Annotated in this window: 11 protein-coding genes and 1 pseudogene; 8 read left to right on the forward strand and 4 right to left on the reverse strand. The window is 65.6% G+C overall.

Annotated elements, in window-relative coordinates; genetic code table 11:
- Positions 1–21: 21 nt before the first annotated feature.
- Positions 22–534 (reverse strand): hypothetical protein, encoded by a 513-nt coding sequence (locus tag ACTHQX_RS14420; RefSeq protein WP_440157897.1) that lies wholly within the window; start codon positions 532–534, stop codon positions 22–24.
- A 248-nt stretch (positions 535–782) separates the two neighbouring features.
- On the opposite strand from ACTHQX_RS14420, the gene ACTHQX_RS14425 reads away from it, so the two are divergent.
- Positions 783–1,991: an aspartate transaminase gene (locus ACTHQX_RS14425; RefSeq protein WP_440157898.1), complete on the forward strand. Its 1,209-nt coding sequence runs from the start codon at positions 783–785 to the stop codon at positions 1,989–1,991.
- 50 nt (positions 1,992–2,041) lie between these two features.
- Positions 2,042–2,719, forward strand: a complete 678-nt coding sequence (locus ACTHQX_RS14430) for a 4-carboxy-4-hydroxy-2-oxoadipate aldolase/oxaloacetate decarboxylase (RefSeq protein ID WP_440157899.1) — start codon at positions 2,042–2,044, stop codon at positions 2,717–2,719.
- Positions 2,720–2,805: 86 nt separating this feature from the next.
- On the opposite strand, the pseudogene ACTHQX_RS14435 reads toward ACTHQX_RS14430, so the two are convergent.
- The 3 genes and pseudogenes from ACTHQX_RS14435 to nac form a co-directional block, all read right to left on the reverse strand.
- Positions 2,806–4,481: pseudogene (locus tag ACTHQX_RS14435) on the reverse strand (HNH endonuclease).
- A gap of 213 nt (positions 4,482–4,694) precedes the next feature.
- Positions 4,695–4,928 carry a hypothetical protein gene (locus ACTHQX_RS14440; RefSeq protein WP_236805224.1) on the reverse strand — a complete coding sequence of 78 codons (234 nt, stop codon included), beginning with the start codon at positions 4,926–4,928 and terminating at the stop codon, positions 4,695–4,697.
- A gap of 124 nt (positions 4,929–5,052) precedes the next feature.
- Positions 5,053–5,976, reverse strand: coding sequence for a nitrogen assimilation transcriptional regulator NAC (gene nac / locus ACTHQX_RS14445; protein ID WP_236805223.1), 924 nt, complete (start codon positions 5,974–5,976; stop codon positions 5,053–5,055).
- Between the two features lie 545 nt (positions 5,977–6,521).
- On the opposite strand from nac, the gene ACTHQX_RS14450 reads away from it, so the two are divergent.
- From ACTHQX_RS14450 to ACTHQX_RS14475, 6 genes are all read left to right on the forward strand, one after another.
- Positions 6,522–7,310 (forward strand): LamB/YcsF family protein, encoded by a 789-nt coding sequence (locus ACTHQX_RS14450; protein WP_236805222.1) that lies wholly within the window; start codon positions 6,522–6,524, stop codon positions 7,308–7,310.
- 1 nt (position 7,311) lies between these two features.
- Entirely contained in the window at positions 7,312–8,037 is a 726-nt protein-coding gene (locus ACTHQX_RS14455) for a 5-oxoprolinase subunit B family protein (protein ID WP_440157900.1), read from the forward strand.
- Positions 8,034–9,047 (forward strand): biotin-dependent carboxyltransferase family protein, encoded by a 1,014-nt coding sequence (locus ACTHQX_RS14460; RefSeq protein WP_440157901.1) that lies wholly within the window; start codon positions 8,034–8,036, stop codon positions 9,045–9,047. The genes ACTHQX_RS14455 and ACTHQX_RS14460 overlap by 4 nt, the downstream gene beginning before the upstream one ends.
- A 48-nt stretch (positions 9,048–9,095) precedes the next feature.
- Positions 9,096–10,436: an MFS transporter gene (locus ACTHQX_RS14465; RefSeq protein ID WP_236805219.1), complete on the forward strand. Its 1,341-nt coding sequence runs from the start codon at positions 9,096–9,098 to the stop codon at positions 10,434–10,436.
- Between the two features lie 29 nt (positions 10,437–10,465).
- Positions 10,466–11,221, forward strand: a complete 756-nt coding sequence (locus ACTHQX_RS14470; RefSeq protein WP_236805218.1) for an SDR family oxidoreductase — start codon at positions 10,466–10,468, stop codon at positions 11,219–11,221.
- Positions 11,222–11,295: 74 nt separating this feature from the next.
- Positions 11,296–12,237 carry a 2-hydroxyacid dehydrogenase gene (locus ACTHQX_RS14475; RefSeq protein WP_440157902.1) on the forward strand — a complete coding sequence of 314 codons (942 nt, stop codon included), beginning with the start codon at positions 11,296–11,298 and terminating at the stop codon, positions 12,235–12,237.
- Positions 12,238–12,392: the final 155 nt, after the last annotated feature.

Raw genomic sequence — 12,392 nt, forward strand, 5'->3', positions numbered from 1 at the left:
TGCCCGACGCCGGGCGCAGACTTACGCCGGAATCGCGCCGGATTCGGGCTGGACGCCCCAGGTCATCTTCCGGATGGTTTCGCGCTGCAATCCGCTGAGGGCGGCGAGCTCGTAGTCATCCAGAACTCCCCGCCGTCGTGCTGCTGCCAGGAGGTTCAGGCGGCGCTCTTCCAGAGCGGCTTTGGACTCTTCGAGTTCCGCCAGCTCCGACTTGAGCTGGCGGATCGAGGCAAGGTGCTCCTCCGCCGGCACCCCGGACGGGAGCAGGTCCTCGGACGACAGGCCCACCGTGCGGACGGCCCAGGCCTCGGCGAGGCGGGTCACTTTCAAGCCGTCGCACAGCGCCTGCGCGATCTGCTGGTTTAGCCGGACCGAGAGGGCGCGCATGCTGGTGGCATTGAAGGAAATCCGCTGCCGGCTGTCCCGGAGCAGCTTGCGCGTCTTTTCCGCTTGGACAGCCGCCTTGTCGGGTTTCGCGGTGCCCCGGTAGCGGTAGTAGCCGTCGCTGCGGTCATCACGGTGCAGAATAACCAACAGCACTCCTCGGATCGGGTTCACGACTTACCTAGAAGGCTAGGCAGAACGGAGGGAGGGGCGGAAATACCTATAGTGCGTGGAGCCATAACCAAAAAGTTTGGGTCGGGTGCTTAGGCAGAAGGACGACGGCGGTCCATAAGAGACGCTTATCCGTCCACGCAGATTAGGTCTTATCCAGACCGGCCGGGATTCCCTAGTGTCGAAGGAACGAATATCGCTTCGTCCTGACTCCCTAGGAAGAGACCATGTCTGAATTTGAACCTGCATCGCGAGTGTCCCGCATCAAGCAATCTGCCAGCGTGGCCGCAGCGGCCCGCGTGCGTGAGCTGAAGGCAGAAGGGCGCCGGATTCTGGACCTGACGGTCGGTGAGCCGGACTTCGATACCCCTGAGCACATCAAGGCGGCAGCGGTTGAGGCCATCAGCAAGGGGGAGACGAAGTACACCTCGGTCACCGGGACGCCGGCTCTGCAGAAGGCGATCCTCCAGACCATCGAGCTGCGCAGCGGCGTCCACTACACTCCGGCCGAGATCACGATCGGCGGTGGCGCCAAGCAGGTGATCTTCACGGCGTTCATGGCCTCCCTGGACGCGGGTGACGAGGTTGTGGTTCCCGCGCCGTACTGGGTCTCCTACCCGGACATGGTGCTCGCGAACGAGGGCACGCCCGTGGTTGTCACCTGCGGCGAGGAGTCGGGCTTCAAGCTCACCCCGGAAGCATTGGCCGGTGCCCTCAACGAGCGGACCAAGTGGGTCATCCTGAACACCCCGTCAAACCCCACGGGCGCCGTGTACTCCAAGTCGGAACTGCGGGCCTTGGCCGATGTTCTGGCGGACTTCCCGCACGTGAACGTCCTGACGGATGAGATCTACGACCAGATCTACTTCGGCTCCGGCCGGATTCAGAGCCTGGTGGAAGTTGCTCCGGAACTCAAGGACCGCGTCCTTGCCGTCAACGGTGTTTCGAAGGCCTACGCCATGACCGGCTGGCGGCTGGGTTACGCGGCAGGACCGGCGCCCCTGATCGCGGCCATCAACAAGCTCCAGTCCCAGATCTCCTCCTGCCCTTCCTCGGTGAGCCAGGCCGCCAGCGCTGCCGCGCTCACCGGAGACCAGTCCTTCGTGCGGGAGAGCGTCGAGGTTTACCGCAGCCGGCGCGATGCAGCGGTAGCTGCGCTGAACGCCGTCGACGGCCTTTCATGCGCGACGCCGGAAGGCGCCTTTTACGCGTACGTCAATTGCGGCGGTGCCATCGGCAAGACCACCCCGGAGGGGAAGGTCATCGCCAACGACGAGGACTTCACGCTCTACCTTCTGGAGGCAGCCTCGGTCGCCGTCATCCAGGGCTCGGCCTATGGACTGGGCCCGTACTTCCGCATCTCCTACGCCACCAGCCTCGACGTCATTGAAGAGTCCATCGCAGCCATCGACAAGGCCGTCCGGGCCCTCAGCTAACCCCAGTTGCCGGGCCCGCAGCTAAACTCCACTAAATTAAGGAAAATTCCGTGATTCACGTAAAGACCAACATCGAACGACCCGACGCCGACGCCGTCCGCCGCCTGGCGCAGTTCTCCTCGGCCACGATCCACGAGGCACAGGGCCGCAAGGGCGCGCTCAGCTCCAAGATCAAGCCGATCGACCGCAGCATGTCCTTCTGCGGCCCAGCCACTACGGTCCGCTGCGCACCCCGGGACAACCTCATGCTGCAGGTGGCCATCCACTACGCCGAGGCTGGCGACGTTATCCTGGCAGCGGCGGGGGAGTACGAGGAAGCCGGCACGTTCGGCGACGTCCTGGGCAACGCCATGGCGGCCAAGGGCCTCGCGGGTCTGGTGACGGACTCCGGTGTCCGCGACACTCAGGACCTCATCGAGCTGGGCCTGCCCGTCTTCTCCGGAAGCGTGTCCATCAAGGGCACCGTTAAGGAAACCATCGGCCCGATCAACCACCCGGTGGTTTTCGGTGACGAGATCATCTACCCGGGTGACGTCCTCCGCGGCGATGCCGACGGCGTAGTGGTTGTCCGCAAAGACGAGATCGAGGAAGTCATCCGCCTCTCGCAGGAACGCGACGACGCCGAGCGCGAGCTGATCGGGCTCTACAAGGCTGGCGGAACCACCATCGACCTGTGCAACCTCACCGAAGTCCTGAAGGCCAAGGGCCTGCTGGTCGAGCACGCGTAGTCGCGTGGGCGTGTAGCGGTATCGCCTGAGGCGGGACAGGCTTCTGTCCCGCCTCAGGCGTATCTAACGCGTATCCAGACTGCCCATTACGGGGCTGGGCCGGGCTGGTCCGACTCGTGGGGCTCGCGCGCCCAGGTTCCGAGCACGCTGGTGTCACTCAACGGGACTCCGCGCAGCCGGGTGCCGGGCAGTGGCGGTGCCATTGACCGGTAGGTGTGACCGGTTGGGGTCGTTATTTCAAAGGTGTGCCGGGGTCCAGGTCTGGGTTGGGCTTGCCAGCCGGGGAGTTCTTTGGTGTGGTTGCAGGCTTCGCACAGTCCCGCGCCGTTAATCAGGGAGGTGGGGCCGTCGTTGTGCCAGGGGATGATGTGGTCGTGGTGGCGGATTGGGGCGTCGCAGTAGGGGGTGCGGCAGGTGTCATCGCGGAGTTGGATGAAGCGGCGCAGCGGTGCCGGGAAGAGACGCCTCCGCGCGTCCATGGCCACGAGGTCGCCCGTCCCCGGGGCGGTGTAGAGCCGCCGGACCCAGGTCTTGAGCTCCTCAACTCCCTTGGCCTGTCGGGGGCTCACCAGGTTCCGGGCAAAGTCGGCGGGGACGGGGCCGTAGCCGGGGATCCGGGCGGGTTCGGAATCGCCCTGCAAGAGGGTGCGGTCGGTCATGACGAGGTTGAGTTCGATGCCGGAGATGCCGCCGGGGGTGCCGGTGGTCCATTCGACGAGGGTGTCGGCCTTGATCTGGTCCCGGGAGCGCGGGTCTCCGGCGGCGCGGAGGGAATCGGCGCGCCGGGTCAGTGCCGCGAGGACGGCGACGCCTTCGTGGACGGGCAGCAGCGCTGTCAGGTAGGTCATGCAGTCGGGTGCCGGGCGGAGCGATACGGTCCGTTCGGATGCTGCGTGGCTGGCGCGTTGGGCGACGGAGCGGGGATCCCGGCGGATGGCGGCCGCGCGGACAGCGGCGATGACGGTCCGAGTGCCGGCACCAACGAAAGTGCCGGTGTCGGCGGCTAGTTCCTCGTCGACGGCTGACCGGTCCGCCGGACTCAGACAGGCGGTCTCTTTCGCGACGTGCATGACCGCTCTTCGTTCAGCTGCCCGGTGTCCAGCGCGGCCAGGGCGTGGGGCATCTGAGCCAGGGCTTTGGCTGTGCCGAGGAGCCGGTGCCCGCGGTTTGGGGATTCGCCCCGGGCCAGCGCGATCTGCTCGGCCGCGCCCAGGCCCGGGTCTTTGCCGCGGTCCTTGCCCAGGTCCTCGGCGGCCAGTGGCGGCCGGTCGGTGGATTCCTGGCGGAGCCGGGCCTCGAAGGTCACTGAAAGCCGTGCCTGTTGCCCGGCGGCCCAGCACTTGACGTTCTCGTAAGCTCGGACCTGGTCGATCAGCCCTGCATTGTCTGCGGTGAGGTCTGCTGCCGGGAGACACCACCCCGAGGGCGCAGCAGCGCTCGAGGGAACGCTGTGCCTAGAAACGCCGTCGTCCAAAAAGCGGTCGTCAAAGAGGTCCTCGTCGAAAGAACGCTCGGCAAACAGGGCCTCAGGAAACGGGTCCTCCGGCAACGATGCCGGATACGCGGCACCGAGGTCATCGTCATGCGGAAGCCCGTTGTCCGCGAACCCATCGGGGGGAATGGCGCCGTTCGGGAATGCATCTTCGGGGAACGCGGTAGGAGGAAAAACGGCGTCTGCAATAAAGGCGTCAAGAACCGTGGCAGCGTGCAGAACGACGCGCGGCGCCGCTGCTGTCAGTGCTGAATTCCCGAAGCCTTCCATGGACACAGTCTGCCAAGGGGCTACGACACTTAAGGGCTGATCAGGCGCCAGATGCGGGATGGATCTATAAATGTTTTTAGATCCACGTGAGAACTGGAAGTAGGTAGCACTTCGGGGCGTTCCCAGCGTTGAGAACGCCCTGAAATGCTACCTAGTTGGGTGCCGTGGTGAGCAGACAGCCCAAGCTGCGGCAGCGCCGCCGTCGTACTGAATCTAGACGCGGTGGGGGACTGGGTAGGCGGGGGCGCCGAAGACAGCGTCCTCCAGGTGCCAGACCGTCGACCCGCCTCCGCTGACCGGCATGATGCTGCCCTCGAAAACGAAGATGGGCGCTGCGGACCGGTCCGCTGGCCGCCAGAAACCGTTGGTCGGGCAGTGCGACCCCGTTTTGGCCATAAGCCCCAGGCTCGGGTCGGAAGTTCTCCTGGCGGTGCTGATCTTTTTCATGGCTGGCTCCCCGTTGAATTGTCTGCGGAATATCATTCACCGCAATTTCTTGGCTTGCCACCAATACTAGAATCCCGCGCACTCGGTTACTAAGACAAATGATGAGTGCCCTAATAAGTCAAAGCTATGATCGGCCGTACTTGTCGTTAAGCATTTCCTGGAGCATTTCCTTCAGTACCAGGAGCACTGCCGATGCCGCCTCCGAGAGGGGGTCGTGATCGGGTGTGCACAGCGCGATCTTGCACTGCAGCGCCGGGTCCACAATCCGCAGGACATGGAAGTCCTCCTCGTGGAACAGTGCGTCCGCCGCCGACTTGGGCAGGATGGTGGCCCCAAGGTCGGCCCGCAGCAGCCGGGTCAGCGAGGGTACCGACTCCACCTCGCCCACGAGCTGGAGTTTGAGCCCCTTGCTGTCGAAACCCGCCTCCACAGCCTGGCGCAGCGTGTGAATCTTCTCGGGAAGGAAGAGCCCCAGCCGGGCCACCTCCTCCAGCGTGATCTCGCCGTTCTCCGAGTTAACGTCCGGTCTGGCGGCGTTGACCACCAGGTGCAGGTCCTCGACGATCATGGTGGTGAACAGGACGCCGCGGATGGGGCCGGGCTCGTAGATGAGCGCCATGTCCAGCCGGCCGTTCTTGATGGCTTCACTCAGGACGCCGCCGTAAATCTCCGTGACGTGCAGGACGATGTCGGGGTACCGGCGGGCCACCTCGCTGATGATCTGCGGGGTCAGGCTCGATGCCATGCTGTAGGGCGCAATGGCAATCGACACACGGCCGGACGGCGCCGCCCCCGACTTGGCAACGTCCACTCGGGCCTGCGCGACGAGCCGCAGGATGGACTGGGCATGGCGGTACAGCGTGTGCCCGGCGGCCGTGGGCTGCACGCCCTGCTTGCTGCGGATCAGCAGTCGCTGCTTCAGTTCTGTCTCAAGCGCCGAAACCTGCTGGCTCAGGGCCGGCTGGGCCACGTGCAGCGCAGCCGCGGCCTTGGTGATGCTCCCCGAGTCCACGATCTGTACGAAGTACGCCAGTTTCCTGGTATCCACGGCCGCCCTCTCTCTTTGCGGCGTCCTGAACCCGAAAGGTCATAACGGGATGCTATGGAGGGACACGCAATAGGTCTTTGTGTGATCCACATCGCTGACACTAGGTTGAACCCAGAACGCTATTTCATTAAGGCTACATTCTATCCCCTCGGGGGACATGCAATTTCCCTATGGGGTCAGATGCATTGTGCATGGAAATAGGTTTTATCGAAATAGATGACCCGTTTTACATTCCCGAAATAAACGGTCCATATGTTCAATGCAATGAGGGCGGTCCGGCAAGGGCCGAATCCTCCTTACTGGGAAGGGAACGGTCATGGACTCCATAGCGGCACTGGTCATAACCGGCACCTATCCCGTGACACCGATTACGTCTTTGTGTGAGCCAAATCCCGGTGTCAGACTTTTTGCAGAAGCCGGCAGCCCGGCAGCACCGAACCGGGAACCCCTCGCAGGGCCAGTTCGGACACACCTCATCACCAGCGCAGCTGATCCCTTTGCCCCGGCGGGCAGGGCCGCTGCTAACCACCCCAGGAAGGCAGATAATGGGACTCACAGTTGATCTCGTCGCAGATCTCGGAGAAGGCTTCGGCGCCTACTCGATGGGCGACGACGCTGCCCTGCTCGAGGTGGTTTCCAGTGCCAACATCGCCTGCGGCTTCCACGCCGGTGACCCGGACATCATGCACGCCACCGTGGCCGAATGCGTCCGCCGCGGCGTCAGCATCGGGGCGCACCCGAGCTTCCCGGACCTGCGTGGTTTTGGCCGGCGCGCCATGGACCTGACGGCGGACGAGGTCCGCAACGACGTCCTGTACCAGTTCGGCGCCCTGAGCGCCTTCGCCGCCTACCACGGCACCACCGTGGCCCACATTGCACCGCACGGCCGGCTGGGCAACCTGGTTGCCACCCGGGCCGATTACGCAGTGGCCGTGGCCGATGCCGCCGCCCGCCTGAACCCCGGTCTCATCGTCCTTGCCCAGGACGGCGAACTGGCCTCCGCTGCCGCGGAACGGCAGCTCCCCGTCGGCATCGTCGGCATCGCCGACCGCGCCTATGAAGCCGATGGCACCCTGGTGCCCCGCGGCCGCCCCGGCGCCGTGATCCACGATCCTGCCGTCATCGTCGAACGCACCGTGCGGATGGTCTGCGAGGGACTCATTGAAACCGTCGCCGGCACAGACCTGCCGATTGTTGCGGACACCGTTCTCCTGCACGGGGACACCCCTGGCGCGGTGCAGCTGGCCCGCCGGGTCCGCGCCGAACTGGAGAACGCCGGCGTGACCATTGCCCCGCTCGCCCAGGTGCTGGCCGCCAAAGAGAAGGTCGCCTGACATGGCCGCCACCCCAAACCTGACTCCGGTGGAGATCTTCGAGTCCGGGGATTCAGCCCTGCGAGTCGTGGCCTCCTCCGCTGACACGGAGGCCAACTGGAGCACCGTCCATTCCCTCGCGCAGTGGCTTGAGACCGCCGGGGCCGACGGCGTACACGGCGCAGTGCCGACGTACGACTCGCTGCTCGTGGAATTTGACCCCGGGGTCACCTCCGCGCGCCAGGTACGGGCCTTTGTCCTCCTTGGCCTGCGCCAGCTGGAGCACGTGGGTGCACCCGCCCGCACGCCCCGCGAGTTCAGTGTTCCCGTGGTGTACGGCGGCGAATACGGTCCGGACCTCGAGCGCGTTGCTGAGCACGAGCAGCTCTCCGTGGAGGAGATCATCGCGCTCCACACGGCCAAGTCCTACGTCATCCGTTGCCTGGGCGCCCCCGCGGGTTCGCCCATGATGGACGGCCCCGATTTCCCCCTCCCCGTTCCGCGGCTGAAGGACCCCCGGCTGTCCGTTCCGGCGGGTGCCGTGGCCGTCGCCGGCCGGCAGGCAGTCATCGCTCCCGCGGTGGCGCCGGGCGGATGGTGCGTCATCGGCCAAACCCCGCTGACCGTCCTTGACGCCGGCAGTGAGCCGCTGGTTCCCTACCTTCCCGGCGACCGCCTGACGTTCCGCCAGATCCAGCCGGAAGAGTTCGCAGAGTACACGGGCCGGAAACTGGAGGCAGCGCGATGACCGGGTCACTGATCATCCAGCAGCCCGGAAATTCGGTGGTCACGGACCTGGGCCGCTTCCGCGGACCCCGGTTCGGGCTCCCCGTCAACGGGGCACTCGACCAGTTCTCGGCACGGGCGGCGAACATCCTCGCCGCCAACGCCGACAACGCGCCGCTGCTGGAAATAACAGCCCTCGACTTCCGGATGCAGGCCACCACCGACCTACTCATCGCCGTCACCGGCGCACCGCTGACCCTCACCGTCGGCGGGCGCGAATGCCCGCAGTGGGAACCGGTGTCCGTCCGTGCCGGGGAAACCGTGGCGGCGCGCCGGATCACCGGCGGCCTCCGCGCCTACCTTGCAGTCCACGGTTCGGTCGAGGCTCCGGAACTGCTGGGAAGCTGCGCCCCGGACACGGTCGTCGGCTTCGGCCTCCGGCTCTCCGAGGGCACCGAGCTGACGACCTCCAGGAGCGTCGGACCCATCCGGCAGCCATACTTTGACCTTCCGCTGTTCCGGCTGGGGCTGACCCGGCCCGAGTTCAGCAGCCGGGCGGTCATCGACGTCACGGACGGACCGGACGTTGACGAATTCGGCGACACAGCAGAGCTGCTGTACATCACCGAATACACCGTCAGCGGCCGGAGCAACCACATCGGGTTGCGCCTCGGCGGGGCGCTTCCCGAACGCCAGTCGTCAGCCGAGGTGCTGTCCCGCGGCGTTCCGGTGGGAGCCATCGAGGTTCCCTCCAGGGAAGAGCTGCTGGTGCTGCACCGGGGGCGCGGCGTCACCGCCGGGTACCCCGTACTGGCAGTGGTCACCAGCCGCTCGCTCGACACCCTTGCCCAGGCCCGCCCCGGGCACACCATCACTTTCCGCAAAACCACCGTCCCCGAAGCCACAGCAAAGCATCGGGCCGCAATAAGGGAACTGGAAAACCTACGGTCCCGCATCAGCACAATCTTCGCCCTCCTTGGCATCGGAAAAGAGCCCGGCTGGCCGGAACTTATACCGGCAGCTGGCAGCTAAGGATCACCGATGACCTCCCCTCGAACTAAGTCCAAGTTAGGAATGAAAATGTCTACACCAACGCGTGCGACTGCACCGCAGCACGACCGCCTCGATGCGAGGCAGACCCGGAAAGTCGTCACCGCCGGGTGCGTCGGAATTTTTGTTGAGCTCTACGACAACGGCATTTTCGCCTTCATGGCCGGAACGCTTGCGCTCGTGTTCCTGGCACCCGGCAACCCGGACAACGCCCTGCTCTTTGTCTTCGCCGGCTACGCCGTGTCCTTCTTCGTCCGCCCCCTCGGCGCCGTCGTCTGCGGCATCCTGGGCGACAAGATCGGACGCCAAAAACTACTGGTCTTCGTCATCCTGCTGATCAGCATCGCCACCGCCGGCATCGGGATCCTGCCTGCCTACTCGGCCATCGGCATCGCAGCCCCCGTGCTGCTTGTGCTGCTCCGGCTCCTCCAGGGCTTCTCCGTCGGCGGCGAGGCTGCCGGCGCCATGACCTTCCTCGCCGAGCACGCCCCCGAAGGCAAGCGCGGCATCATCACCTCCTACGCCCAGATCGCATCCTTCGCCGCCCTGCTTACCGGCACCCTGGTCGCCTTCTCCATGTCCCCCTGGCTCACGCAGGCAGCGATCGACGGCGGCGGCTTCGGCTCGTTCGCATGGCGCATCCCGTTCCTCGTCGCCATCCCCATGGGCGTCATCGGCTGGTACATCCGGAAGGCCATCGCGGACACCCCCAACTTCGTGAAGCTGAAGGAAGAGGGCGGCCTGTCCAAGAACCCCCTCAAGGAGGCCTTCGCCTCCGCCGAACACCGCCGCGCCATGCTCCTGGCCCTGTTCATCCCGCTCATGAACGGCTCCGGCTACTACGTCCTGTTCTCCTATATGCCGACGTTCCTCAAGGGCAAGCAGCTCAACTTCACCATCGGTGAGGCACTCCTCGTCACCGCCTGCAGCCTCGTGGTCATCTGCATCGCCATCCCGTTCATGGGTGCCCTGTCTGACCGCATTGGACGCAAGAAGGTCATCGCCGGCTCCGCAATCGCCATGGCCGTCCTCGGCATCCCCTCCTATGCACTCATCGCCACCGGCAACATGGCCCTCGCCATCCTGGGCGCCTGCATCATGGCCATTGTGTTCGCCGGGCACACCGCCGTGATCCACATCCTGATCGTGGAACTGTTCCCCACCCGCGTCCGGTACTCGGCCTACGGCCTGGGCTACAACATCTCCTCGGCACTCTTCGGCGGAACCGCCCCGCTGCTGATGACCTGGCTGATCTCGTCCACCGGCAACGTCTACATGCCCGCCTTCTACGCCGTCATCACCGCGCTGGGCACGCTGGCGGCCGTCAGCACCGTCAAGGACCGCGCGCACCTGCCGCTGCGCGACGCCTAACACTCATACTGCAATAACAGGAGACTTAAATGCCGTTTTCAGACTACTCAACAGCCCTCGTCACCGGTGCCTCAACCGGGATGGGTGCCGCGATCGCCGAGCGCCTCGCCAAGCGCGGACTCACCGTCCACGCCGTTGCCCGCAACGAGGAACGCCTGAACGACCTTGCCGACAAGACCGGCGCCATTCCCCACGTCGTTGACCTGACCGACACCGCGGCCCTGACGGCCGCCGTCGGACATCTCGAGATCGACGTTCTGGTGAACTGCGCCGGCGTATCCCGGCCAGGCAACATTCTGGACTCCTCGGAGAGCGACATCGACGAACTCGTTGACGTCAACCTCCGCGGCCTGCTCCAGCTCACCCGCCTGGTTCTGCCCGGCATGGTGGAACGCGACCGCGGCCACGTCATCAACGTCAGCTCCATCGCCGGCCTGTACAACTTCTACGGCCACACCGTCTACCACGCCACCAAGGCTGCCGTGCACCAGATCTCGCGCCAGCTGCGCAACGACACCGTCGGCAAGCGCATCCGCGTCACCGAGATCTGCCCCGGACGCGTCGAGACCGAGATCTTCGGACGCAACATGGGCGGCTCGCCCGAGGCCATGGAAGAGGCCTGGAAGACGTACTACGAGGGCTACGAATCCTTGACCACCGACGACATCGTCAACGCCATGGACTACGCCATCGAAACACCGCGCCACGTGAACGTCGGCATGATGGAACTCATGCCCACCTTCCAGGTCCCCGGCGGACTCACGTTCGACCGGCGCCAGGCCTAGAGTTGCCAAGGGTGGGGCCGGCCAGGGCCGCCCCACCCAATTCACCACCCGCTCCCAGAATCGATAGGTTTCCGATGCAACCAGTACGCACCGTCAGCTTTCCCGACCGGCAACTGCTCGCCGATCTCTCGCCCCTCCCCGAAGGGCTCAAGGGAATTGTTTGGGACATGAAGTCGGATCCCGACGGCGGGACGCTGGGTGAGATCGACGGCGTCATCCTCCCTTACATCAACGCCGGCGCGGTTCTGGGATCGCTCGCACAGGTGGACGAACTGAAGTTCGTCCAGACACAGTCCACCGGATACGACGGCGTCGTCGAGGCCGCTGGTCCGGCGGCCGGCGTCGCAAACGCCTCAGGCGTGCACGCGGCGGCGACGGCGGAACTGGCGGTGGGTTTGATCCTCGCCAAACTGCGCGGCATCGACCAGGCAGTCCGTGACCAGCAGTACGGCCTCTGGCGGCCGGAGCGGCGCCAGTCCCTCGCGGACCGCCGCGTGCTCCTGGTGGGCGTCGGCGGGATCGGGCACGAAATTGCCCGCCGCCTGGAGCCCTTCGAGGTCACGGTCACCCGCGTGGGAAGCGCGGCGCGGACCGACGAGCACGGCGACGTCCACGCCTCCGCGGACCTCGCCACGCTCGCCGGAACGCACGACATCCTGGTCTCGGTTCTGCCGCTGAACGACCACACCCACCACCTGATCGGCGGGGAAGTCCTCGCTGCGCTGCCCGACGGCGCCCTCGTGGTGAACGTGGGACGCGGGCCGGTGGTGGACACGGCGGCCCTCACCAAGGAAGTCCTCTCCGGCCGCCTGCAGTGCGCCCTCGACGTCGTCGATCCGGAACCGCTTCCGCAGGACCACCCGCTGTGGTCCACTCCCAACGCCCTCATCACGCCCCATGTGGGCGGCAACGCGTCCGCCTTCCAGCCGCGGATCCTGAAGCTCCTGCGGCAGCAGCTCGAAGCCCTGGCCGCGGGACAGGCCCCCGCCAACCTCGTGCAGCGCGGCCCCTTCTAAGGCAGCAGCTTCCCGCGCCTCAGGGCCCACGACAACGAACAACCATTGCGCACTGCGCAGACCGCGGCGAAGGAGCTGCTCTTCATGACTTCACTTTTTGATTTGACCGGGCGGGTTGCCTTGGTGACTGGTTCGAGCCGGGGGATTGGTAATGC

Source organism: Arthrobacter sp. SAFR-023 (assembly GCF_051965295.1).
GTDB lineage: Bacteria > Actinomycetota > Actinomycetes > Actinomycetales > Micrococcaceae > Arthrobacter.